Raw genomic sequence first — 22,409 nt, 5'->3', positions numbered from 1 at the left:
GTTCAACTCCGTAAGAACAGCGCCGACGGGCGACTGCGCGGCAACTTCGTCCCCGTCAGTCCGCCCTCCAGGCGCATGGTCAGCCAGGCACCGACGAAAATCGACGCCAGCCCCAGCATCGAACCGACCGAGAGGACCGAAATGCCGCTCAGGCCGTGCCCCACCGTGCAACCCAGCCCCAGGACCGCGCCAGCCCCCGTCAACACCGCGCCGAACAAGGATCGCGCCATGTCGCGCGGGGCGGCGAAGCCCTCGAAGCTGAATTCTCGCCGCAGCAGCGCCGCCAGCAGCGCCCCGCTCAGCGCGCCGAGCACGGCGACGACGCCGAAGCTCAGGGTCTGGCTCGACGGATGCAGCACGAAATAGGCCGCGTCGCTCAGGGGCCCGGCAAAGCTGAAGGACTGTACCCCCATGCCGTCGGGCGGCTGGCTCAGGAAGGCCGCTTCGTCCAGGGCGCGCGAGCCCCATGGCCCGGCGGTGATGGCATAGCCCGCCGCCACCATGAGGCCGATCAGCGCCGCGCCGAGCCACAGTAGGCGGGTTTGCCGCCATGGCAGCCCGCGCCAGGCCAGCGCAAGCAGGCCGAGACCGAGGCAGGCGCCCAGCGCCACGCGCGCGCCGAGGCCGTGGAGCCCGAGCAGGGCGTCCAGCCCCTGGCCCTGCAGCCCCCAGCGGCGCAAGTCGACCGACAGGTGACTCAGCCAGGGGGCGAACCACGCGCCGTACAGCGCGGTGCGCGTCATGACATACGCCGCAACGGCCATCACCACGAGCAAGACCAAGGCCTGCGCGCTGCCCTGCCCCACGCGCACCAGCGTGCGCAGCGGACAACCGCGCGCCAACACCATGCCGGCGCCGAACAACAGCCCGCCCAGGACGTAGCGCCCCCACTGCAGCTCGGGCCCCAGGTAGGCCGGACGCGACGGCGCCAGGGCCTGCCCGAGGACGAGCTGCAGCCCGGCCACAGCCAGCATGGCCACGCCGATGGCGGCCGCATAGGCGGCCATGCGGGCAGGTTTGCCCTCCTGCAAGGATTCGCGCAGGCCGCCCTGCGGGCAAAAGCGCGTGGCCTGGGCCGAGGCGCCAAGCACCAGGGCGGCAGCGAAACCGCCCAACAAGACTTCAGTGATGGCCGTCATCGAACAATCTCCTCATGAATCCAGTCTCTTGCTCGCCTCGCGGCGAACGCTCAGCTCGACGCGGCTAAGGTGCGTCGGCGCCGCGAACCTTGCGCGGAGGCAGCCTTGGATGGGTTTCCTCGGCCCGCAGCAAAACCCAGCCGCCGGAGACCAAGAGCAAGGCCGCGGTGAACCAGAACGCCGGCGCCATGTCGCCGCGGGCCTGCGCGATCAAGCCCAGCGCCAGCGCCCCGAGCGCATAGCCGGTGTCGCGCCAGTAGCGGTAGGTGCCGAGCGAGGAACTGCGCCAGTTCGGGTGCGAGATGTCGGCCACTGCGGCGATGAGATTCGGATACAGCAGGGCCATGCCCACGCCCATCACCGCCGCCGCGGCTAGCCAGGCCGCCATGCCGTGGACCAGCATCACGCTGGCGACCCCCGCGCCGAGCAGCCACAACCCGGCGACCACCGGTTTCTTGCGCCCGATGCGATCCGACAGCGGCCCGGTCCATAACTGCGACGCGCCCCAGACCAGTCCATAGACTCCCGTCACCCAGCCGATCTGCACCAAGCTCAGGCCCTGCTGGTGCAGATACAAGGGGAACAGCACCCAGAGCAGGGTGTCGGCCACCTTGTTGGCCACCCCGGCCTGACACAAGGCTGAGAAGGTGGCGTGGCGAAACGAGACGAACAGGAACACCAGCTTGGAACTCGGGTGGTCGGGCAGGCCCTGGGCAAAGCGCGGCCGGGGCCCGGCGTGCTGGTTGGTGGCGTGACGATGGCTCTCGGCGCGCGCCCAGGGCAGCGTCTCCCGCACGAACAGCAGCGCCGTGCCCAGCCCCAGCGCGATGACCACCAGGGCAAAGCCGAGCAACGCCCCGCGCGGTCCGTACAGATGGCTCAGATAGCCGGTTGCGATGCCCGCCAGGCCCACCGCGGCATAGCCGGCGAACTCGTTGATGCCGGTGGCCAGGCCGCGCTGCTCGGCCTTCGTGATGTCCACCTTGCTGGTGACGGTCATGCTCCAGGCGAAGCCCTGGTTGACGCCGAGGAACAGATTGGCGGCGACGATCCACCACCAGTTCGGCGCGAAGTAGATCAGGAAGGGAATCGGAATCGCCGCCAGCCAGCCCATCACCAGCACGGTCTTGCGCCCGATGCGCTCGGAGAGCCGGCCGGCGATGAAGTTGAGCGCCCCCTTGACCAGGCCGAAGGAGATGACGAAGGACATCAGGTACAGGAACGAGGTCTTGGGCACGCCGAAGTCCTGGCTGGCCACCACCGGCAGGACGTTGCGCTCCATGCCGATGACCAGGCCGACGAACATCACCTGCACCGCCTGCCAGACGAACTGGTGCAGGTTGATGCGGATGCCCTGCACGTAGCGGTCGTGCGGCGATGCGGGTGCGAGCCCGGCGCGCGCTGCCGGGGAGGTGTCGAGGCTGCGTGGCATGGGCAAGCTCAAGCCGCGGTGTTGGCGGCGACGATGCGGTCCATATCGGCCGGGCGCGGCGGGATCTGCGCCGTCAGCGCGTCGATGAAGGCTTCGCGCGGCAGGCTGAGCGCGGGGTTCCAGCGCTTCTCGAAGCCCAAGGTCGACGAGGGCTTGCCCGACAGGCCGGCGCCGCAGGCGCTGCCGGCCTGGTGCCCAGGGTAGATCTCGACGTCGTCGGGCAGGTTGAGGAGTTTGCGGTGCAGGCTGTCATACAGAATGCCGGCCATCTCGCGCTCGCGCCCGGCCAGATCGGGACGGCCCACCGCGCCGACGAACAGGGTGTCGCCGGTGATGGCGAACCAGGGCGCCTCGCCGCGCCGCTTGTCGGTGACCAGCAGGCAGGTGCTATCCAGCGTGTGGCCGGGGGTGTGCAGCACGCGCACCGTCACATTGCCGGCGACGATGGCCTGTTCGTCGCGCAGGGGTTCGAAGTCGAAGTGCACGAGGTCGCGCGCGCTTTCATGCAGGCAATAGGGCGCTCCGGTCAGCTCGGCCAGCTTGCGTCCGCCCGAGACATGGTCGGCGTGCACATGGGTGTCGATGACGTGGGTGATGGTCACGCCGGCCTGCGCCGCCTGCTCCACGAACCAGGGTTCGTCGCCGGCCACCACGTCCACCGCCACGGCCTTGCCCAGGCCGCCACAGCCGAAGAAATAGGACAGGCTGGATTCCTTGGTGGGGAGTTGCTTGAAAAACATGGATGATCTCCTCGACGGTCTTCAAAAAACCAGGACCTTGTCGGCCTGGGTTGTCCACTGCCCGAGCTGCACCATCGTGGACCGGCGGCAGCCCGGGCTCATCTCCTCGTCGCGCAAGCCGCGGGCGTCCATGCAGGTTCCGCACAGGCCGACCTCGCCGCGCTGCGCGACCTTGGCCAGCATGGTCTCGACGTTGTAGTAACCCGCCGGCACTTTCTGCCCGGCCTTGGCGCCAAGCACGGCGTCGCCGATCAGGAACACGCGCACCTGCTGCTCGGGCTGGGCCGTCAGGGTCGCCGCCAGACGCAAGCCGTTGTAGGTGCGTTCGCTGCCATAGGGCGCTTCGTTCAGGATGAATAGAAAGGTGCTCATCAAGGGCTCCCGTGGTTATGAGGCGAGGGATTCGACGGGCAGCCCGGCAGCCTGCCACTCGGCCACGCCCTCGGCGATCTTGTGGGCGCGCAGGCCGTGCTGGGTCAACAGCTTGACCGCCGCGTCGGACATGACGCAAAACGGGCCGCGGCAGTAGGCGATGATCTCCTTGTCCCGGGGCAGTTCGCGCAGCCGGACTTCGAGTTCATCCAAAGGCATGGAGCGCGCCTCGGGCAGATGGGCCGCGAGGAACTCGACCTCGGGCCGAACGTCGATGAGCATGGCCCGGCCGGCGCGAACCTTGTCGAGCAGGGTCCGGCTGCTTTCCAGGGTGAGGCGCTCGGGCCCGGAGAACAGGCGCTGCATGACCATCTGCAGGTCGACCACATGGGTTTCGGCCACTCCGCGCAGCGCCACCCACAAGGCCGAGACGTCCGCCCCGCTCAGGCGGTAGATGCGGCTCTTGCCGTCCTGGCGCACGGCCACGAGGTGCGCCGCCTTGAGCACCCGCAGATGCGCGCTGGCGAGCTTGACGTCGATGGCCGCCTCGCGGGCCAGCGTCTCGACGGCCTTCTCGCCCTGCGCAAGCAACTCCAGCAACTCCAGGCGCTTGGGGCTGGAGACGGCGCGGCCGATGCGGGCGACCTGCTCGTAGAGATGGTTCTTGAGTTCGCGTGAATTCATGCGCACATTCTAACGATTAAACGAATGTCGTCAAGCGGGGCACCCAAACCCAGGCGCCAGGGGCAGAGCTCAAGCCGGCGGGCGCCGGCTCACTGCGGCATCACGCCGCTGTCGGCGCCGACAGGCGGCGCACCGCGTTCACGAAGCGTTCGAGGGTCGGCGACAACGCACCGGGGGCCAGCCGGATATCGAGCAGCTGAAAGCGCCCGCGCGTGGTGTGCGCGCGCGCCAATGCGGCCTTGAGCTGGGCACGCGTCCGCACCACCATGCCGTCGCCGCCCATGCCGGCCGCCATGGAGGCGAAGTCCCAGGCTGGCAGGGCATTGAAGCGCGCTTCGGGTTCGAACACGTGCAGCATCTCCCAGGCGGCGTTGTTGAACACGAGGACGATCGGGTCCCAGCCATAGCGCCCGGCGTTGCCCAGCTCCCAGCCCGTCATCTGAAAGGCCCCGTCGCCGACCAGAATGATCGAGCGCTGCCCGGTCGCCGCCTGGAGGCCCAGCCCCGCGGGCACGCCGTAGCCCATCGACGCGTAGTAGCCCGGCGCGATCAATTCGGCCGGCCCCATGTCCATGGCGGTGAACAGACAGTCGCCGACGTCGCTGGCGAGCGGCATGGGGCCGTGGCGGCGGAACAGATCGTTGACCGCGGCGGCGATGTCGAGCGGGGCGACCGGCGCCTCGTCCGCGATCCATTCCGGGGCCGGCGCCGCGATGGCTTGCGCCACGGCGGCCGCGGCCTCGCCGGCGGGAATCCGTTCGAGCAGGGCGTCGATCAGCGCGGCCAGCGGCAACTCGGGATAGACATGGTGCCCCATCACGACACGGCCCTCGAGGGCCTGGATGGCATGCCGGAGATCGATGCGCCGGGCCGACACGGCGAAGTTGGTGTCCGACACGATCACGCCGAGAAGCAGCAGCGCGTCGGCGCCTTCCACCTCGGCCGCGAGCTCGGGGTCGCCCGCAAGGCCGAGATAGGTGCCGCGCAGGGCCGCGTTCGAATCCGCGAGCAAGCCTCGCCCCATGAAACTGGTCACCACGGGGATGCCCAGTCTGCGCGCCAGCTCGGCCACCCGCGACTCCAGCCCGTAGCGCCGCACCTCGACGCCGACCATCAGGATGGGACGCTTCGCCGCGCGCAGGCGCGCCAGCAGCTCGTCGGCGCAGGCTGCCAGCGCCTCGGCGTCCGGCTGCGGCCACGGCAAGACCGGCACCGCATCGCAAAGCCGCGCCGGCATGTCGCGCGGAATCTCGATGTAGACGGGACGCGAGGCGCGCAGCGCGGCGTCCAGCACGCGCGCCATTCGCTGGGGCGCGGTCGATGGATCGTCCAGCCTCGCCTGGTCCACGGTGATCTCCTGATAGACCTTCCACTGCGAGTCCAGGGTCTTGACCTGGTGGTGGAGGAGAAACCCGCTGGCGGCCTCGTGCGTGGCTGGCGCCCCCGAGACGACGACGACCGGCACGCGCTCGGCGTAGGCGCCGGCCACCGCATTCACCATGTTCAGCGCCCCCGCCCCATAGGTGACGGCGGCCACGCCCAGCCCGCCGCGCACCCGGCCGGAGGCATCGGCGGCGAAGCCGACGCCGGGCTCGTGCGAAAGCGTGTACAGGGGCAGGATCGCGCTGCGCTCGAACTCGCGAAACAGCGGCAAGGCGAAGTCGCCGGGAATCCCGAAAATCTCCGTCGCGCCGCGTTGCTTCAAGGCCCGGAGCAGCTGTTCTGTCAGCGTGGCTTGCATCGCATTCCTTCACGAGGTCCCGATGCTCAGCGCCACAGCGGCCCGATGGCATCGAGGGTGTTTTTCAACAGCAGCCCGAATTCCGTGTCGCCCTCCATCACCAGGGCGCGCTCGAAAAACAAACGATCCGCGTCGTCGACCCCACGCACCAGGCGCCAGAGCGCCGCGCTCGTGCTGCGCACGGTCACCGCGGGGGAGGCGCCCGCAGGCGCCACCCCGAAGCCGCGGGCATCGAGCCGCATGCGCAGCCGCAATCCGAGATCGTCCAGATCCAACTGCACGACCCGGCCGGACCATGCCGCGCGCGCCGGGGAGTCCAGGCGCGGCAGCAGGACGCGATCGAGCAGACGCGCCAGCACGAAGGACGGCGGCTGCGGCGGCAAGGCACGCAGGATCTTGCGCAGGGGTTCGGGCATCGTCGCGGCGAGACGCACGGCGGCGTCGCCCACATCGCTCAACCAAGGCATGGAAGCGCGCGCGTCGATGGCGGTCGGCGCAGCCGCGCAATCCTGCGAGGCGCCGATGGCCCAGGTTCGCTTCGTGGCGTTGTGCATGGGATCTTGCTCCAGGTTCATGGACTGTCCGGCGCAAGCTGCATGCCGGGTTGGCGATGCGCGAAACCATGGATCAAGGCGCCTGGCAAATCCATCCCGCGCAGGCTGGCCAGCGCGCCGTCGGCCGCCGCCCCCTGGTTGTACACGCCCTCGAAAAGATCGAGCACCTCGGCGAAGCCGCGGCTGCATGGCGAGAGCCGAATGCGCGACACGCCCGCCTGGCGCAGCATGCCGGCCTCGCCGATGAGGGCCTGGACGCCTGCGGACTGGATCTGCGTGCCGTTCAGGCTGAGAAAGGGCTGGCCCTCGCCGCTGCGCAGGAGCAGGCCGTCGGCATCGTCGCGGCAACGGAATTCGCAGGAGTCCTTGTGCAGATGATGATGCCGCGCGGTGAAGCATCGCGCCGAGAACGACAACGGCAGGCGGCCGAAGGCCCAGACCTCGGTTGCGAGGTCTCCGGCGACCCCACGCACGGGGGCATGCGCCGGATTGACCGCCGCGATCGCATCCAGCGCCAGCTCCGCGGGCGCGACCCATCGCCCGGCCCCCGCGGCGGCGTATTCCTGCAGGGCCTCCCGGCTGTAGACATTGATGTGCGGGCCGAGAACAAAGGGGCGCGAATCGCCATGCGCGCGCCGCCGCTGCGCCAGGAGCTGGACCGCCGAGACGTCGCCGGCTTCGACCGCAAATTCCGCCTGCTCGACGAGATCGCGCACCGAACGCAGCTCGGCTTCGCTCATCACCAGGGCCTGCGAGGCCAGGATCACGTCCTTGCCGGCGGCGCGGAGTTCGCGGGCCAGGGCCAGCCAGTCCGCCAGCTTCACCTCGTGGCGGCGCGAGCAGACGGTTTCCCCCAGGACGACGGCGTCCGCGCGGCTGTCGGCGATGCCGGCGTAGAAATCCATCAGCGCGGGCTTGGGCCACCAGTACAGGACCGGTCCCACGGTCAGCGCGATTCTTGCGGGGGTCGAGGCTTCGGGCATATCGTTCATCCATTCAGACGGCATCGGATCGCTATCTCCACGGCCGGTCATACGCGCCCAGCGTGTGCTGCTGGCCTTCGGCCCACCGGCCGAGCTCGGCCGACCAGGCGGGCTGCACGGCATAACGGCTGGACGAGGCGGCCAGATCGATGGCGGCGCGCCAGACCCGCGTGACCTCGGCCACGTAGCTCGGGCTGCGCTGGCGCCCCTCGATCTTGATGGCCTTGACGCCGGCATCGATCAGCTGCGGCAGCAGTTCCAGCGTGTTCAGGCTGGTGGGCTCTTCCAGCGCGTAGTCGCGCACGCCGCCGACGTCGAAGCGGCCCTTGCACAGGGTGGGATAGGCGCGAGGCTCGTCGGGCGCGTAGCGGTCGATGAGGACATCGTTCAGGCGCGCCTCCACGGCGCCGCTGCGGTCGATCCAGCGAACCGCCGAAGGGGGGGAGCACACCCCGGCATTGTTGGGGGACTGCCCGGTCGCGTACGACGACAGCGCGCAGCGGCCCTCGACCATCACGCACAGACTGCCGAAGCCGAACACCTCGATGTCCACCTCGGTGTTCCGGATGACGTGCGCCACCTGCGACATCGTCAGCACCCGGGGCAGAACCGCGCGCTGGATGCCGTAGCGCTCGCGGTAGAACGCAATGGCCGCGTAGGTCGTCGCCGAAGCCTGCACCGACAGATGCAGGCGCATGGCCGGATGTTGACGCCGGGCGTAGGCCATCACGGCGGCGTCGGCCACGATCAGCGCATCGGCCCCCATGTCGACCGCGCGGTCGACGGCGGCAAACCAGGGCCTGGGGTCGCGGGCGTCGGCATAGGTGTTGAGCGCCATGAGAACGCTGGCGCCGCGCCCGTGGGCGTAGGCGACGCCGGCGCGAACCTGGGCGTCATCGAAATTCAGGCCGGCGAAATTGCGCGCGTTGGTGGCGTCGCGCAGGCCCAGATACACGGCGTCCGCGCCCGCATCGACCGCCATTTCCAGGGCCCGCAGCGAGCCCGCCGGGCAGACGAGTTCAGGTTGGCGCTTCATTGTCGACATCGTGGGTTCCATCCGAGACAGGTTTGGGGTTTCGGCGGGGACGGCGGTCTTCAAGCGGCTTGGGCGTCTGCGCCGCGCAGCACGAAGCCCGGCATCCGCAGGGTCTCGATCTGCGCCCGCAGACGCGCGCGGTCCAGGCCGGCGCCGCCCGTTGCCGGCTCCCCGGGAAGCCGGCAGGCCTGCACCGCCCAGTGGCGCACGCCGCGGCCGGCGAGCGCCTTGCCCATGGCCAGGAGTTCCGTCTCATCGAAAAGGCCGGGGTGCCAGGTGGTCCGGCATTCGAAGGGCACGTCATCGGCCAAGAGCCGGTCCAGGGACGCCCGCACGCGTTCGCCGCTGCCGGGGACTTCGGTCACCGCGTCGTAGCGATCCCAGGGCGCCTTCACGTCAAACCCGACCCAGTCGGCCAGATGGAGCGCCTCGGCGAAGCGCTCCGGATACATCCCCGCCGTATGCAGGGCAACGGCGAAGCCCAGGCTGCGCACCTGCTGCATCGCCTCGGGCAAGGCGGCCTGCAGGGTGGGCTCGCCGCCGGAGAACACCACGCCGTCCAGCAGACCCCGCCGCCGCGCCAGGAAAGCCATCACGGCGCTCCAGTGCATGCCGGCGGCGGCGCCGGCGTCGAGCAGATGCGGGTTGTGGCAATACCCGCAGCGCCATGGGCAGCCCTGGCAGAAGATCACCGCGGCAAGCCGGCCCGGAAAGTCGATGCTGGTCAGCGCGGTCATGCCGCCCACGCGCAGCGTGGGCTCGCGACGCGTCGGTTCAGGCCCCCAGGGCACAGCGCTGTTCCGCAAAGAACCGGCGCTCATGGTGCTCGCCTTGCTTGCCGATGTTGAAGCTCGACACGGGACGGTGATAACCCATGACGCGGGTCCAGACCTCGCAAGGCTGGCGCTCGTCGTCGCGGAGCTGGGGCTCCAGGGCGGTGTGGCTCGGGACGGGGTTGGAAACAGGGTTCATCATGGTCCTCCGGGGTGGGTGATGCGCGTTGCAAACCTCAGGCGGCGAGCAGGCTGCGCTTGCGCGCGAGCGCCTCTTCGTCGCACTTCGGGCAGAAGCGGTGCTCGCCGGACAGGTAGCCGTGCCTGGGGCAAATCGAAAACGTCGGCGTGACGGTGATGTACGGCAGGCGAAAGCGCGTGAGCGCGCGCCGCACCAGCTCCCGGCATGCCGCGCCGCTGGACAGCTGTTCGCGCATGTACAGGTGCAGCACGGTGCCGCCGGTGTACCTGGACTGCAGGGGTTCCTGCCGTTCCAGCGCCTCGAAGGCGTCGTCCGTGAAACCAACCGGCAACTGCGTCGAGTTGGTGTAGTAGGGCTGTTCGGGCGTGCCGGCCTGCAGGATGCCGGGGTAGCGCTTGCGGTCTTCCTTGGCGAAACGGTAGGTCGTGCCCTCGGCGGGGGTGGCCTCGAGGGTGTAGAGGTGCCCGGTTTGTTCCTGGAAGGCGACGATGCGCCCGCGCACATGATCGAGCAGGCGCACGGCGAAGTCGTGCCCCCATGGCGTGGTGATGTCGTGGCCGTCCGCCGTGAAGTTGCGGATCAGCTCGTTGACGCCGTTGACCCCCAGGGTCGAGAAGTGGTTGCGCAAGGTGCCGAGGTAGCGCTTGGTGTAGGGGAACAAGCCCTGGTCCATGAGTCGCTGGATGACCTTGCGCTTGATCTCCAGGCTTTGCCTGCCCATGTCCAGCAGGGTGTCGAGCCGGCGGAACAGGCCCGCCTCGTCGCCGCGATGGAGATGGCCCAGCCGCGCGCAGTTGACCGTGACGACCCCGACCGAACCCGTCTGTTCGGCCGAGCCGAACAGCCCGTTGCCGCGCTTGAGCAACTCGCGCAGGTCGAGCTGCAGACGGCAGCACATCGACCGCACCATGTTGGGGGAGAGTTCGGAGTTGATGAAATTCTGGAAGTAGGGAAGACCGTATTTCGCGGTCATGTCGAACAGGCGCTGCGCGTTCTCCGACTCCCACGGGAAATCCTTGGTGATGTTGTAGGTCGGGATCGGGAAGGTGAAGACACGGCCCTTCGCGTCACCGGCGGTCATGACGTCGATGTAGGCGCGGTTGATCAGGTCCATCTCGGCCTGCAGATCGCCGTAGGCGAAAGGCATGTCCTCGCCGCCGATGCGGGGCGTCTGCGCGCGCAGATCCTCGGGACAGGTCCAGTCGAAGGTCAGATTCGTGAAAGGCGTCTGCGTCCCCCAGCGCGAGGGGACGTTGAGGTTGTAGATCAGTTCCTGCATGCACTGCCGCACGGCCGCGTAGGGCATCCGGTCCTTGCGCACGAAAGGGGCCATATAGGTGTCGAACGAGGAAAAAGCCTGCGCTCCCGCCCATTCGTTCTGCAAGGTCCCCAGGAAGTTGACGATCTGCCCGACCGCGGAACTCATGTGCCGAGGCGGCCCCGACTCGACCTTGCCCGGCACGCCGTTCAGCCCCTCGTTGAGCAAGGTGCGCAGCGACCAGCCGGCGCAATACCCCGACAGCATGTCCAGATCATGGATATGGATGTCGGCGTTGCGATGCGCCTCGCCGATCTCGGCCGGGTAGACGTGCGACAGCCAGTAGTTCGCCGTGACCTTGCCGGCCACGTTGAGGATGAGCCCGCCCAGGGAATAGCCCTGGTTGGCATTGGCATTCACGCGCCAGTCGGTGCGGCCGAGGTATTCATTCACCGAGCTTTCCACATCGACCAGGGCCTTGTGGTCCTGGCGCAGTTTGGCATGCTGCTCGCGATAGACGATGTAGGCGCGCGCGGTCTTGAAGTGATCCGCCGCGATCAACGTCTGCTCGACCACGTCCTGAACCTGCTCGACGCTCGCGGCCTGATGGCCGAAGCGGTGGATGAGGACCTTGACCGCCGCGTCGCACAGCGTTTGCGCCTGCTCGGACCCGAACTCGCCGCTGGCCTCGCCCGCCCTCGACAGCGCCGAGAAGATCTTGCCCGCATCGAATGCGACGCGAAGGCCGTTGCGCTTGATGATCTCGCGCGGAAGGGTCAGACTGCGCTCTGCGGCTGTTCGATGCATCTTGGTCTCCTGACAACAGGAGACACTATATCTAGCGTTACAGACCCATGGAATCAACTAGATGTAGTCATGACATGGGTCAAACAAGATGCAGATTTCGACCCCGGATCGACACCCCGCGCCTAGGTCCGAGCGAGCCACTCCACAGCGGGCGTTCACGGCGCGGTTGACGCCTTGATCCTGTGGCGCCTCATCTTTTCCCACAACGTTTTCCGGCTGATGCCGAGACTGTCCGCGGTCTTGACGATCTGTCCCTTGTGCTCGGAGACGCACTTCTCAAGGTAGTCGCGCTCGATCCGCGCCAGGTACTGGTCGAGGCGCTCGTGGGGCTGCGCTGCCTCGGCCGACATGGCCGCGTGCGCGCGCTCCGAGCAGGGCAGGCCGGATCGTTCCCAGCGGACCCAGCAATCCGCGGAAAAGTGATAGGCGCGGTCGATGACCGCGAACAGCTCGCGCACGTTGCCCTCCCAGGGCTGCACCTTGGCCCAGGCGAGGAACTGAGGGTCGAGGCGCTTGGTCTGGCACAGCTTGGCGTTGAGACTGTCGACATGCCGATGCGCCAGCCAGGCGATGTCTTCCTGGCGTTCGCGCAACGGTGGCAGGTGGATGGGCACGCCGCTGATCCGGAACAGGAGGTCTTGCCGGAATTCGCCCGCATCGACGAGTGCGTCCAGGGATTTATGCGTGGCGCAAATCAGCCGCACGGCCACCTGGATAGTCTTCTCGCTGCCGACCCGCCTGATTTGACCGTCCTGCAGCACGCGCAACAGCTTGGCCTGGACGTTGAGCGGCATATCCCCGATTTCATCGAGGAACAGGATGCCGCCGTCGGCCTGTTCGAAGACGCCGATGTGCCGCTTGCCGGCGCCTGTGAATGCGCCGGGCTCATGGCCAAAAAGCTCCGACTCGAGAAGGCCCTCGCTGATGGCGGCGCAGTTGATCGCCACCAGCGGCGGCACTCCCTTGCCGATGCGATCCTGGCACATGCGGGCATGGATGTGCTGGGCGACGATCTCTTTGCCCGTGCCCGATTCTCCGTGGATCAGGATGGGCAAATCGAGGGTGGCGACCCGCGCGATCAACTGCTCCAGCGCGCGGGAAGCCGGCGAGACGCCGAACCAGGCGTCAGGGGACGCGCCGCAAAGCGGCAGCCATTCGCCGATGCGCTGCATCAAGACATCGACATCGAAGGGTTTCTGGATGTAGTCCCAGGCGCCTTCGCGCACCAGGCGCACCGCCTGGGCGATCGAGCCATAGCCCGTCATGAAAACCACCGGCGGACAGCACCCGCCGTAGCGCTGCATCATGGCGGCAAGCAGACTTTCGCCGTCTCCATCGGGCAGGCGAATGTCGCTCAGCACCAGGGGATAGAGCCGCTCGTGCAGTGCGGCGCGCGCCTGGCCGAGATCGCGAACCCACTGGCAGCGGTAATGTTCCAGTTGCAACCGCTGCAGCAGGGATTCGCCCATGATGGGATCGTCCTCCACCAACAAAATGGGCTGATCGCGCACGACTGTCTCCTCGGGCCTTCGTTCTCGGCTCTGATGGCCGTGTGAGCGAAATGTAATCCCGTCCGGCATCAAGCGCGTAGCGGGATTTCGATCAGTGCCGTGGTCCAGCCCGCCTCATGCGAAAGCGCCAGACTGCCGCCGATGTCCGACAACAGCCGACGACTTTCCCAGAGACCGACACCGGAGGCCATCGGCATGCTCGATGGGGCGAGACTGGACAACATGGCGGCCGGTGGCGCGGGTCCCTGGTTGCGCACGGCGATGCGCAGCAGCCCCGCGCTCGAGCCCTCGGCCCTGAAACCCAGGACGGAGCCCGGCAATGCGGCGTGACAGGCGTTGAGCAGGATGTTCAGGGTGGCCTGGCGAACCGGACCGGCGGCCACCGGGATGCGCGCGGGGATGTCGAACCCGGTCTGCAGTTCGATCCCGCGCTCATGCTGGCAAGGGCCGATCAGTTCGACCAGATCATGAAAGTCCTGCCGGGCCAGATCACGCTCGGCCGGCCGGGTCTGCGCCAGCAGCGCCTGCGCGATGGTGCGCAGTTGTTCCAGGCCGCGGTCGAGCAGTTCCAGCGTCTGACGCGTGGTGCCGTCGTAGGTTCCGAAACGCTCGGCCGTCCTCACCGCATTGATCATGCCGCCGAGCGGATTGTTGATTTCATGCGCGGTGGCCGCCGCCAGGCTGCCGACCGCGGCAAGCTTTTCGGCCTGCCGCGCTTGATCGACCTGTTCCAGCAGCCGGACGAAGGCGCCGGCCAGGGCGCCGACCTCGTCAGGCCGGCGGGCAAGTGCGGCGCCCACGCGCTGCGCCTGCTCGCCATCCTGGGTCATGGAACGGCGCAGTTGCCCCAGGGGGTGGAGCATGCGCCGGCTCAGGCCCCAGATGACCGGCACGAACACGGCGACGGCCAGGGCGGTGATGCCGGCGATCCACCACAGCATGGACAGCAAGCGCGAGCGATACAAGGTGTCGCTCACGGCATAGACCAAGGTGCCCACGCCAGGGCCGGAGCCGCCGCGCAGCGCGCCGATATAGATGCGCCAATGTCCGCTTTGAATGGGTGGGGACAGGCCGGAACGCCCGCGACGTGTCGCCTGTTCCGGAGGGGACAGCCTCAGCGTTCCCGGGCTCCACAGCGGCGACCAGTCCGGCGCGCGCGCGGTGGGAAACGCGCGGGGGTCGGAACTGGCGAACACCCGGCCTCCCGGCCCCAGCACCACGGCGAGCGCCTGGTTGCGGTGCTGCTCCGCATCCGCGCCCGTCACCGAGGTCAGGGCTTCGTAAACGGCCCAGACATTGTCCTGCTGGATCAGCGTCGGCAGGCTCTTGGTCCAGGACGACATGGCCTGGAAAGCGCCCGAGTCGACGTCTTCGATCAGGTAGCGCTGGGTGAGCAGACCCAAGCCGGCGGCCATCAGCAGGGCCGTCAAGACCACCAGGGTCGCAGCGGCGAGCGGCAGCCGGAGCAGGAGGGAATTGCCCAGGCTCGGGCGCGCCGTGCTCATGCTGTTTCGTAAATCTTGCTCAACGGTATGGGAGCATGCGTTCCATCCAGGATTTCAACCAGTTCCTGGATGCCCGAAAACCAGTTTTCCTGCGGCATGAGGAAGTTCCTCAAGTCCAGGCTCTGCAGCAATCGCCGTCCTTCCTCACTGTTTTGCGCACTGAGCAGCGCCTGCTGCAGGTGCAGATGCAGGCCGTGATCGAGGTTCTTGCGCGTGACGATGGGCGGGAAACCGTAGCGCGTCGATTTGGCGACGATCCGGGTTTTGAGAGCCGACGGCGATCGCTTCTGATGCAGGATTTCCCAGATATAGCCATCGACCGTGCCCGAATCGGCCAGCCCGCTGCCGACCGCCTCGACGACTTTGTGCAGCGAGTAGGTATAGAAGGTGCCTCGGAAAAAACGCTGCGGCGTCTGGTTCATCGCCCGCAAGGCGACGACCGGCACCAGGTAACCGGAATTGGATAGCGGGTCGTCGAATGCAAACACATCGCCTTGGAGGTCGGCAAGGGTGTGAGCCTGGGTTCGCCCGGCCGAAGTGATCAGATAGCTTTGATACCAAGGCTGCCCGTGCCAGCCGGGTTGCGCGCAAAGGCGCACGAAACCCTTGGCCACGACATAGGGAAAGCCGCAGATCCATGCCGCCTCCATTTCGTCGGAGCGCAAGGCTTCGAGCGCTTCCTGATAACTGGATTTCTGGATGATCTGCACCGGCATGCCGAGCCTGGATTGCAAGAAGTCCTGCCAGAGGTGAATCGCCCCGTCGTGCAGGAAGACGTCCGTCACGCCGAAGCGAAACGGATTGGCGCGCAAGACGCTCTTGCCCTGTGCCCATGCCGGCAGCGCGGCGGTGGCACCGAACAGCGCGAGCAGGGTTCTGCGGTCCATGGCCGGGCTCCGTCGTTACGAGATGGAAACATGCCGAGCGAAACGCGTTACGTGGAGGTAACGCACACAACGCTTCAGCTTGCGTCTTGGGCTTGAAAAGGCGCGCAACGCGTTGATCGGTGGTTCGTGGGGCTGCACGGCGGACGTTGGCATGACGCTTGCAATGCAGAGCGCGCGATTGAGCGTTTCACAACCACGAGGAGGCATCATGACCGAAAAAGTATCGCGTCGCATTTTTCTCAAAGTCGCCGGAACCAGCGTAGCAGGCGTGGGCGCCGCCGTCAGTCCGGTCGGCCCCGCCATGGCTGCGGGGAACAACCAGGCCGCTATCCAGGCCGCAGCAGGAGCGGCGGTGCTGCCGTATCCCAAGGCGCTGGTGGGCCAAGCCAGGAGCATGCAGGTCAACACCCCGGTGTCGTTCAGCTACCCGGACGCCGATTCGCCCTGCGTGGCGATCAAGATGGGCCAGCGCGTGGCCGGCGGCGTCGGCCCGGACGGCGACGTCGTCGCCTACAGCAATCTGTGCACCCACATGGGCTGTCCGCTGATGTACGACCCCCAAACGCGCAGCTTCAAGTGCCCCTGCCACTACAGCATGTTCGACCCCGAGAAGTCGGGCCAGATGATCTGCGGCCAGGCCACCGAGGACCTGCCCCAGATCCAGCTCAGCTACGACGCGGCCACCGATACCGTGCACGCCGTGGCCGTCACCGGCCTGATCTACGGCCGCCAGGCCAACGTGCTGTAAACCCGAACCACCGAGGAGACGAACACCATGTCGCAATTCAAGGATCGCGTCGCGCTGCCGCCAGTCGATGCTAAGAAGACCAACCTGACCTGCCAATTCTGTATCGTTGGCTGCGGTTACCACGCGTACAAGTGGGATGCTGAGCGCGAAGGCGGGCGGGCCCCGAATCAGAACGCGCTGGGACTGGACTTCCGCAAGCAGCTCCCGCCTTTCGCCACCATCATGACCCCGGCGATGACCAATGTGCTGACCGACAAGAACGGCAAGCGCTACAACGTCATGATCGTGCCGGACAAGGACTGCGTGGTCAACCAAGGGCAGAGTTCCACCCGGGGAGGCAAGATGGCGTCCTACTTCTACAACGCAGACGGCATCACCCGGGAACGCCTGCTCCATCCCCGCGTCTACCAAGGCGGCGAATGGCTCGACACCTCCTGGGACTATGCCCTGCAGATCTATGGCGGCCTGGTCAAGAAGATTCTCGACAAGGACGGCCCGGACGCCATCGCGGTGGCGATGTTCGACCATGGCGGATCGGGCGGCGGCTTCGAGAACACCTGGGGCACGGGCAAGCTCGTGTTCTCGGCGATCCAGACCCCGACGGTGCGCATCCACAACCGCCCGGCGTACAACTCCGAATGCTTCGGCAACCGCGACATGGGCATATTCGAGCTGAACAACAGCTACGAAGACGCCGAACTCGCCGATGTCATCTGGTCCAACGGCAACAACCCCTACGAGAACCAGTCGAACTACTTCCTCGTGCACTGGCTGCCCAATCTGCAGGGCGCCACGCTGGACAAGAAGAAAAAGATGTTCCCGGACGAGCCCGTCGCCGCAGGCAAGTTCATCTTCGTCGATCCGCGCCGCACGCCGTCGATCTCGATCAGCGAAAGCATCGCCAAGGATCAGGTGTTGCATCTGGCGATCAATCCGGGCACCGACGGTGCCTTGTGGAACGGCCTGCTCACCTACATTGTCGACCAGGGCTGGATCGACAAGGACTTCATCGCCAACCACACCGAGGGTTTCGACGCTGCGGTCAAGGCCAACAAGATGTCGCTCGACGAGTGCAGCCGCATCACCGGACTCCCCGTGGCGCAGATCCAGCAGGCCGCGGCGTGGAGCTACAAGCCCAAGGCGCCAGGCAAGCTGCCTCGGGTCATGCATGCGTTCGAGAAGGGCATCATCTGGGGCAACAACAACTACCTGACCGAACAAGCCATGGGCGCCGTCGTGGTCGCCACGCACAACGTGGGACGGCGCGGCACGGGCTGGGTGCGCATGGGAGGACACCAGGAGGGCTATTGCCGCCCGGGCTATCCGGAGCCCGCACACCGCTACCCGGCGGCCAGCTTCCCCATTCCCATGCACGACAAGCTGATCGAGGTGGATGACTACCTCATCAACGGCAAGGGCAAGATGATGACCTACTGGGCCTGCAACAGCTTCCAGACGACGAACAACGCCCAGGCCCTGCGCGAAGCCGTGATCCGTCGCAGCCAGATCGTCAGGCAGGCCATGGCCAAGGCGCGGGGTGCAAGCCCCAAGGAAATGGTCGATGTCATCTACGCTGCGACGCAAAAGGGTGGCCTGTTCGTCGGCATGATGAACATCTATCCGACCATGCTCGCGGAAGCCGCCCACGTGATGTTCCCGGCCGCGGTCTCGGGCGAGATGAACCTCACCTCGATGAACGGCGAGCGCCGCATGCGCCTCTCCGAGAAATTCATCGACCCGCCCGGCGAGGCGCTTCCCGACTGCCTGATCGCCGCGCGCATCGCCAACACCGTCCGCGTCCTGTACGAGGCCGAGGGCAAGGTCAAGATGGCCAAGCGCTTCGAAGGGTTCGAGTGGGCCACCGAGGAAGACGCCTTCAACGATGGCTTCCGGCGTGCCGGCCAGCCCGGCGTCGGCGAGATCGACAGCCAGGGCGGCAAGACCGGCTACATGGCCACCTATCCCTTGCTGCGCAAGGCTGCCAACAACGGCGTGCAGTTGCCGGTGCAGAAGGTCGAGGGCGAGACGCTGGTCGGCACCGAGATGCTGTACACGGACGGCAAGTTCGACACGCCGAACGGTAAGGTGCACGTGTTCCCAGCCAAGTGGAACGGCCTGCTCAAGCCCGCAGCCGAACAGAAGGCGAAATACAAGTTCTGGATCAACAACGGCCGCCTCAACGAAGTCTGGCAGTCCTGGTTCAACAACCAGTATGACAAGTTCATCACCGACCGCTATCCGGTGGCCATCATCCAGATGCACCCGGACGACATGGCCGCGCTCGGCGTCAAGCCGACCGACGTGGTGGAGATCTACAACGACTACGGAACCACCACGGCGATGGCCTACCCCGAAGCCACCCTCAAGCGGCACGAAACCTTCATGGTGTTCGGCGCCCCCAAGGGCGTACAGGGCTCGGTGACGACGACGGCGTTGGACGAACACTTTCTCCCCTACTACAAGGGAAGCTGGGGCAATATCCGCCGCGTCGGCTCGATGCCGGACTGGCAACGCACCGTCTCGACCAAGAGCCGCATGTACGGCGCTTGAAGTCTCAAGCGTCTTCCCGGAGTTTCCCACGGGCTTGGGAGAGCCGATTTCCTCCTCGGGTGGCGACTCCCTTGGGCTCCCCTGCAGGGGAGCCCGTTTTTTTGTCACGCGACGAGGATCGGCCGTGCCGCAGAACTATTGCGACACCTGTCCGCGACAACCGTCGCAAATGGTGCGGTCGATGCCATCGTGTTGCGCGACGCTGCGGAGTCGTTGCCGCGGCGCACGGGGGTGGAATGGCACCTGCAACACCTGCCTGACGAGCCTTGCCTGAGCGAGCCGCACGCACCACAAGAACCGTGCGCGCATGATGCCGCCTCGGCCGCCGCGCCAGGCCATGCCACGGAGGGGAAGTACCAGCGATCCACACTGGTCGAGGTGCTGCAGCGCTATCGATGGAATGTTTCCGCGGCGGCGCGCCAGCTGGGGATCAGCCGGTCGACGCTGTATCGGCAAATGTCACGTTTTCATATCGTCGAGCCCAACCACCGCGAAGGGCGTTGAAGTCCCCGGCACGCCGAAATCAACAACCTTTCTCGCAATCGCCGGGGTCGACTGTGCTGCCCTCGACCTTGTTGATCGCGATTTCCACCGTGGTCTTGCGAATGAGCCCCGTCTTCAGGATGACTCTCTTGTTCGTCACGACGAATTCGGATGTTTTGTAGCGGATGAAGCCACTGAGCAAACCAACCAAACCTGCGAGCAGGAGAATGACGCCGACATCGCCGTCGAGCGCGAGAACGGCGAAGCCGAGGAGCAAAAGCAGACACGGCGAGATGAACACGGCACCGTTAAGGTGACCGCGGTGCAGGACTTGCTCGTTGGCCTGCAGATGCTGGTCGATGTGGCTCATCAACTACCCCTTGTTGGACCGCGCCTGGCGCGGCTGGCGGCTTGGTCTTGCGCCGTGGCCGCCTTCGTGTGGCTAGCTTAGCGGCGAAAGTAGCGGGGGGACGGAAGAAGTCCGCGATTCGGCAATATGCGGAGGTCAGAGGCGTCGTCGGATTGGAGATGCAATGGGCGGCCCCGGGCAAAGCGCGAGCCGATGTTGATGCGGCGGCGTCACGCTGTAACCGCGTAACGACGTAACGACAAAGCCATGCGCTTCCACGATTGAAATCGCCGGCCCCGAAGCCTGCAAAATCGTCGCCACAAGGTCTCAGGCCTTGGCACTCAGGCCAGCTTGCAACGCCTCAATGGCCGCAGGGTGCGCGTTTTGCAAAAGGCTCTTCACAAAAGACAAGGCACCTCGAGCCTTCGCGCGCGCGGCACTTGGCAAGGCCTGGCAGGCGTCCTCGATGTCCCCCGGGCGCTGCTCGGCAAGCATGGCCAACAAGGTGGCCGCTTGCTGGAGGTCCTTGCTGGCTTTGGCGTGCATCGCAGCAGGACGCATCCGCGCGACAACCAGCTTATGCAGGGCAAAGCGTGCGGCGTCAGGAATGCGGACCGGAACTGCGCCGTGCCGGGCCAGCAGCACGCTCATCTGGGTGTTTTCAAGCAGGTAGCCCAGATAGGGCAGCGCCGTGGCATGCGCGCGCAACTCGGGTACCGGGACGGTGGCAAAGTCCTGCGTTCTGGCCGGCACCAACAGGTCCACATGGAAGCGAGAGGGGCCGATTTGGGTGAACGATGTTGCGGGTTCAGCCGGATGCAGGCCGGGAACCTCCACAAACGCAATACCAGTTTGTCGCAACATGCCCAAGAGGCCATCGTCGGGTACGCCGGCCAAGGCCAAGGGGTGCCCGCGAGCGATGTCGACGTCTTCGGTGCGGTAAGCCACGGCCTGGATGCCCAGCATGTTCAGCAGCACGGCGTAGGCATGTGAGCCCACGAGGACGGCACCGGCGGCAAACAGACCATGGTTGTACAAGACACCAACCGTGGCACACGTTTTGTTGTCGGCGAGTTGAAAGCCCAGCCGCCCAAGCTCGCGAATGCGCGCGATGAGGCCGTGGCTGCGCTCCATGCGTTGGCGCATGGTTTGTACACGCTGCAGCACGTCAGGGTCCCTGGCGGTGCCCCCTAGGGTTTCTTCGCACCGCTTGCCTTCCGGACTCATGAACTGCCGCGCGAAATAGACGTGTGCGCCCCGTTTGTGCTCGATGATGGTGCCGGGCGCGCCCAAGAGAACCTGCTCCTGCGTGGCAGCCGATTGAGCCAGACTGGCAAACAGCGTGCTGTAGGCCTGTTCGTGCACCCGGTACAGGGCAAAGGCATGCATGGCGTTGCGCGAATTTCAGTAATTTCAAATAGTTTACTGAAAGATCGATGGCGTCTCTCACTGAACCGCCCCGGGTTTCGTGGAGGCTAGCCCCATGCAGCGCATGAGTGGTAGGAGACGCAGTTGCTGGGCATGCTTGATGCCGCTCACTCAACGGGTCCATCAAAGGCGCGCTCGGAGCGTGGTCGATTGCGGGGCTGACGCCCCCGGCGGGCAATTGCAAACCCGAGAACCGTGCAAGCCACTGAGCAGCCAGGCTCATGGACAGGATGCGCGCAACCTCGCGGTCGAATGTGTTGAGCTGTACGCGGATGAGTTCGCCGAACTCGACGCGGTGCTTGCGCGGCACGCGCATCTGAAAGAAATAAGCGCCGCGCTGCTGGGTCATGTACACCATCTGATGGCCTCCGGAAGCGTTGAAAAACAACGTCGCGGAAGCCTAGCGTCGAATGGCGTGTACAACAAAAAGTACAGCAACCCGGAAAGCGAGCCACTGAATCGTAAAAAAAATGCGCTTACGAATCAATGGCTTAGGAAATCATTGGCGGAGAGAGGGGGATTCGTTTTGTTCATAAAATCATCCACTTAGTGTATTGATACCATGATTGGTACCATATTCAGTGGTGCCGCACCGACATGACCAGCGCTGAAATCGCAGCTCGCTCAAGCCTTTTGTGCCAGCATTTCTTTGCGCAAGATGGCATTGATGCGCGATTGGTAGCCCTTGCCCTGGCCCTTGAGCCAGTCCAGCACATCGGCATCGATGCGGGCCGTGATCTGCTGCTTGATCGGTCGATAGAACCGCCCACGCACGGAGGTATCCCATTGCGCTGCGCTCAACACAGGGCTGTCGCTCGTATCGATGGTACTGTCAGGCTGCGCAGCCAGCGCCTTCAGGTGGGCCTGCTGTGTCGCCGTCAGGGGCGGCAGCGAGTCCATAGTGTGTCTAACGATTTTGCTCTTCATAGCGTTGTCTTTCCATGCGGTCGGCGCGACGCGCCGAGATGATACGGATGACCTCGATGGCGTGGCCGTTTTCATCGTCCTCGCGCACGGTATGCGCCACCATCAGCAGAACCACACCACTGACCAGACCGAAGGTCTGCCAGCGTTGCTCGCCGCCTTCAATGCGATCCTGGATGGAGACCTGCAATGGGTCGTGGAAGACGTGAACAGCCTCTTCAAAGCTCACCCCATGCTTGCGCTGATTGGCGCGGTTCTTGGCCTCATCCCACTCAAAGCGCAAGTTGGTTGTCATGCCGCTAT

General features: G+C 66.1%; 23 protein-coding genes. 4 read left to right on the top strand and 19 right to left on the bottom strand.

The window, feature by feature from the left end:
- Nucleotides 1-2: 2 nt before the first annotated feature.
- The 15 genes from THIARS_RS06135 to THIARS_RS06065 all read right to left on the bottom strand — a co-directional run bounded on the left by THIARS_RS06135 (nt 3) and on the right by THIARS_RS06065 (nt 15,624).
- Nucleotides 3-1,139, bottom strand: a complete 1,137-nt coding sequence (locus THIARS_RS06135) for a YeeE/YedE family protein (protein WP_094159873.1) — start codon at nt 1,137-1,139, stop codon at nt 3-5.
- Between the two features lie 64 nt (nt 1,140-1,203).
- On the bottom strand, nt 1,204-2,571 hold the full coding sequence (locus tag THIARS_RS06130) for an MFS transporter (RefSeq protein ID WP_094159872.1): 1,368 nt from the start codon (nt 2,569-2,571) through the stop codon (nt 1,204-1,206).
- Nucleotides 2,572-2,579: 8 nt separating this feature from the next.
- Entirely contained in the window at nt 2,580-3,311 is a 732-nt protein-coding gene (locus THIARS_RS06125; protein WP_094159871.1) for an MBL fold metallo-hydrolase, read from the bottom strand.
- Between the two features lie 21 nt (nt 3,312-3,332).
- On the bottom strand, nt 3,333-3,683 hold the full coding sequence (locus THIARS_RS06120; protein ID WP_094159870.1) for a DsrE/DsrF/TusD sulfur relay family protein: 351 nt from the start codon (nt 3,681-3,683) through the stop codon (nt 3,333-3,335).
- A gap of 15 nt (nt 3,684-3,698) precedes the next feature.
- Entirely contained in the window at nt 3,699-4,367 is a 669-nt protein-coding gene (locus tag THIARS_RS06115; RefSeq protein ID WP_094159869.1) for an ArsR/SmtB family transcription factor, read from the bottom strand.
- 100 nt (nt 4,368-4,467) lie between these two features.
- Nucleotides 4,468-6,108 carry an indolepyruvate/phenylpyruvate decarboxylase gene (gene ipdC, locus THIARS_RS06110; RefSeq protein ID WP_094159868.1) on the bottom strand — a complete coding sequence of 547 codons (1,641 nt, stop codon included), beginning with the start codon at nt 6,106-6,108 and terminating at the stop codon, nt 4,468-4,470.
- Nucleotides 6,109-6,134: 26 nt separating this feature from the next.
- Complete coding sequence (gene ubiT, locus THIARS_RS06105; RefSeq protein WP_245845557.1) at nt 6,135-6,662, bottom strand: ubiquinone anaerobic biosynthesis accessory factor UbiT; 528 nt, start codon at nt 6,660-6,662, stop codon at nt 6,135-6,137.
- A 17-nt stretch (nt 6,663-6,679) separates the two neighbouring features.
- Nucleotides 6,680-7,669 carry a U32 family peptidase gene (locus THIARS_RS06100; protein ID WP_245845555.1) on the bottom strand — a complete coding sequence of 330 codons (990 nt, stop codon included), beginning with the start codon at nt 7,667-7,669 and terminating at the stop codon, nt 6,680-6,682.
- A gap of 7 nt (nt 7,670-7,676) precedes the next feature.
- Entirely contained in the window at nt 7,677-8,690 is a 1,014-nt protein-coding gene (ubiU, locus tag THIARS_RS06095; protein WP_094160652.1) for a ubiquinone anaerobic biosynthesis protein UbiU, read from the bottom strand.
- A 50-nt stretch (nt 8,691-8,740) separates the two neighbouring features.
- On the bottom strand, nt 8,741-9,418 hold the full coding sequence (locus tag THIARS_RS06090) for an anaerobic ribonucleoside-triphosphate reductase activating protein (RefSeq protein ID WP_094160651.1): 678 nt from the start codon (nt 9,416-9,418) through the stop codon (nt 8,741-8,743).
- Between the two features lie 37 nt (nt 9,419-9,455).
- Nucleotides 9,456-9,653: an anaerobic ribonucleoside-triphosphate reductase gene (gene nrdD, locus THIARS_RS06085; protein ID WP_094160650.1), complete on the bottom strand. Its 198-nt coding sequence runs from the start codon at nt 9,651-9,653 to the stop codon at nt 9,456-9,458.
- A 37-nt stretch (nt 9,654-9,690) separates the two neighbouring features.
- On the bottom strand, nt 9,691-11,721 hold the full coding sequence (locus THIARS_RS06080) for a ribonucleoside triphosphate reductase (protein ID WP_094159867.1): 2,031 nt from the start codon (nt 11,719-11,721) through the stop codon (nt 9,691-9,693).
- A gap of 155 nt (nt 11,722-11,876) precedes the next feature.
- On the bottom strand, nt 11,877-13,232 hold the full coding sequence (locus THIARS_RS06075) for a sigma-54-dependent transcriptional regulator (protein WP_094159866.1): 1,356 nt from the start codon (nt 13,230-13,232) through the stop codon (nt 11,877-11,879).
- Nucleotides 13,233-13,300: 68 nt separating this feature from the next.
- Nucleotides 13,301-14,737 carry a histidine kinase dimerization/phospho-acceptor domain-containing protein gene (locus THIARS_RS06070; RefSeq protein ID WP_094159865.1) on the bottom strand — a complete coding sequence of 479 codons (1,437 nt, stop codon included), beginning with the start codon at nt 14,735-14,737 and terminating at the stop codon, nt 13,301-13,303.
- Nucleotides 14,734-15,624, bottom strand: coding sequence for a PhnD/SsuA/transferrin family substrate-binding protein (locus THIARS_RS06065; RefSeq protein ID WP_094159864.1), 891 nt, complete (start codon nt 15,622-15,624; stop codon nt 14,734-14,736). Before THIARS_RS06065 ends, THIARS_RS06070 begins: the two co-directional genes overlap by 4 nt.
- A 208-nt stretch (nt 15,625-15,832) precedes the next feature.
- Between THIARS_RS06065 and THIARS_RS06060 the strand changes: the two genes are divergently transcribed.
- The 3 genes from THIARS_RS06060 (at nt 15,833) to THIARS_RS06050 (ending at nt 19,426) form a co-directional block, all read left to right on the top strand.
- Nucleotides 15,833-16,372, top strand: coding sequence for an arsenate reductase (azurin) small subunit (locus tag THIARS_RS06060; protein WP_094159863.1), 540 nt, complete (start codon nt 15,833-15,835; stop codon nt 16,370-16,372).
- 27 nt (nt 16,373-16,399) lie between these two features.
- Nucleotides 16,400-18,922, top strand: coding sequence for an arsenate reductase (azurin) large subunit (locus THIARS_RS06055; RefSeq protein ID WP_094159862.1), 2,523 nt, complete (start codon nt 16,400-16,402; stop codon nt 18,920-18,922).
- Nucleotides 18,923-19,111: 189 nt separating this feature from the next.
- Nucleotides 19,112-19,426: a helix-turn-helix domain-containing protein gene (locus THIARS_RS06050; RefSeq protein ID WP_222423034.1), complete on the top strand. Its 315-nt coding sequence runs from the start codon at nt 19,112-19,114 to the stop codon at nt 19,424-19,426.
- Nucleotides 19,427-19,445: 19 nt separating this feature from the next.
- On the opposite strand, the gene THIARS_RS06045 is transcribed toward THIARS_RS06050, so the two are convergent.
- Nucleotides 19,446-19,775 (bottom strand): PH domain-containing protein, encoded by a 330-nt coding sequence (locus tag THIARS_RS06045; protein ID WP_094159860.1) that lies wholly within the window; start codon nt 19,773-19,775, stop codon nt 19,446-19,448.
- 306 nt (nt 19,776-20,081) lie between these two features.
- Nucleotides 20,082-21,143 (bottom strand): GSU2403 family nucleotidyltransferase fold protein, encoded by a 1,062-nt coding sequence (locus tag THIARS_RS06035; protein ID WP_094159858.1) that lies wholly within the window; start codon nt 21,141-21,143, stop codon nt 20,082-20,084.
- Nucleotides 21,144-21,237: 94 nt separating this feature from the next.
- Between THIARS_RS06035 and THIARS_RS18215 the strand changes: the two genes are divergently transcribed.
- Nucleotides 21,238-21,732, top strand: coding sequence for a hypothetical protein (locus THIARS_RS18215; RefSeq protein ID WP_141202342.1), 495 nt, complete (start codon nt 21,238-21,240; stop codon nt 21,730-21,732).
- A gap of 74 nt (nt 21,733-21,806) precedes the next feature.
- On the opposite strand, the gene THIARS_RS06030 is transcribed toward THIARS_RS18215, so the two are convergent.
- The gene (locus tag THIARS_RS06030) at nt 21,807-22,109 is read right to left on the bottom strand and encodes a BrnA antitoxin family protein (protein WP_094159857.1); all 303 of its coding nucleotides are present in this window, start codon (nt 22,107-22,109) and stop codon (nt 21,807-21,809) included.
- Nucleotides 22,090-22,401, bottom strand: coding sequence for a BrnT family toxin (locus THIARS_RS06025; protein WP_094159856.1), 312 nt, complete (start codon nt 22,399-22,401; stop codon nt 22,090-22,092). The genes THIARS_RS06030 and THIARS_RS06025 overlap by 20 nt, the downstream gene beginning before the upstream one ends.
- Between the last annotated feature and the right edge of the window lie 8 nt (nt 22,402-22,409).

This window comes from Thiomonas delicata, from assembly GCF_900088825.1.
GTDB lineage: Bacteria > Pseudomonadota > Gammaproteobacteria > Burkholderiales > Burkholderiaceae_C > Thiomonas_A > Thiomonas_A delicata.
The sequence above is the reverse complement of the archived record's forward strand: the minus strand, read 5'-3'. Positions and strand labels throughout refer to the sequence as shown.

Bases quoted from the DNA above. Each gene is read 5' to 3' on its own strand.
- THIARS_RS06055 (WP_094159862.1), top strand. From the start codon at position 16,400: ATGTCGCAATTCAAGGATCGCGTCGCGCTGCCGCCAGTCGATGCTAAG.
- ipdC (WP_094159868.1), bottom strand. From the start codon at position 6,108: ATGCAAGCCACGCTGACAGAACAGCTGCTCCGGGCCTTGAAGCAACGC.
- THIARS_RS06100 (WP_245845555.1), bottom strand. From the start codon at position 7,669: ATGCCGTCTGAATGGATGAACGATATGCCCGAAGCCTCGACCCCCGCA.
- THIARS_RS06090 (WP_094160651.1), bottom strand. From the start codon at position 9,418: ATGACCGCGCTGACCAGCATCGACTTTCCGGGCCGGCTTGCCGCGGTG.
- THIARS_RS06045 (WP_094159860.1), bottom strand. From the start codon at position 19,775: ATGAGCCACATCGACCAGCATCTGCAGGCCAACGAGCAAGTCCTGCAC.
- THIARS_RS06030 (WP_094159857.1), bottom strand. From the start codon at position 22,109: ATGAAGAGCAAAATCGTTAGACACACTATGGACTCGCTGCCGCCCCTG.
- THIARS_RS06135 (WP_094159873.1), bottom strand. From the start codon at position 1,139: ATGACGGCCATCACTGAAGTCTTGTTGGGCGGTTTCGCTGCCGCCCTG.
- THIARS_RS06080 (WP_094159867.1), bottom strand. From the start codon at position 11,721: ATGCATCGAACAGCCGCAGAGCGCAGTCTGACCCTTCCGCGCGAGATC.
- THIARS_RS06125 (WP_094159871.1), bottom strand. From the start codon at position 3,311: ATGTTTTTCAAGCAACTCCCCACCAAGGAATCCAGCCTGTCCTATTTC.
- THIARS_RS06070 (WP_094159865.1), bottom strand. From the start codon at position 14,737: ATGAGCACGGCGCGCCCGAGCCTGGGCAATTCCCTCCTGCTCCGGCTG.
- ubiT (WP_245845557.1), bottom strand. From the start codon at position 6,662: ATGCACAACGCCACGAAGCGAACCTGGGCCATCGGCGCCTCGCAGGAT.
- THIARS_RS06035 (WP_094159858.1), bottom strand. From the start codon at position 21,143: ATGCATGCCTTTGCCCTGTACCGGGTGCACGAACAGGCCTACAGCACG.
- THIARS_RS06130 (WP_094159872.1), bottom strand. From the start codon at position 2,571: ATGCCACGCAGCCTCGACACCTCCCCGGCAGCGCGCGCCGGGCTCGCA.
- THIARS_RS06060 (WP_094159863.1), top strand. From the start codon at position 15,833: ATGACCGAAAAAGTATCGCGTCGCATTTTTCTCAAAGTCGCCGGAACC.
- THIARS_RS06025 (WP_094159856.1), bottom strand. From the start codon at position 22,401: ATGACAACCAACTTGCGCTTTGAGTGGGATGAGGCCAAGAACCGCGCC.
- THIARS_RS06115 (WP_094159869.1), bottom strand. From the start codon at position 4,367: ATGAATTCACGCGAACTCAAGAACCATCTCTACGAGCAGGTCGCCCGC.
- ubiU (WP_094160652.1), bottom strand. From the start codon at position 8,690: ATGTCGACAATGAAGCGCCAACCTGAACTCGTCTGCCCGGCGGGCTCG.
- THIARS_RS18215 (WP_141202342.1), top strand. From the start codon at position 21,238: ATGCAGCGCATGAGTGGTAGGAGACGCAGTTGCTGGGCATGCTTGATG.
- nrdD (WP_094160650.1), bottom strand. From the start codon at position 9,653: ATGAACCCTGTTTCCAACCCCGTCCCGAGCCACACCGCCCTGGAGCCC.
- THIARS_RS06120 (WP_094159870.1), bottom strand. From the start codon at position 3,683: ATGAGCACCTTTCTATTCATCCTGAACGAAGCGCCCTATGGCAGCGAA.
- THIARS_RS06065 (WP_094159864.1), bottom strand. From the start codon at position 15,624: ATGGACCGCAGAACCCTGCTCGCGCTGTTCGGTGCCACCGCCGCGCTG.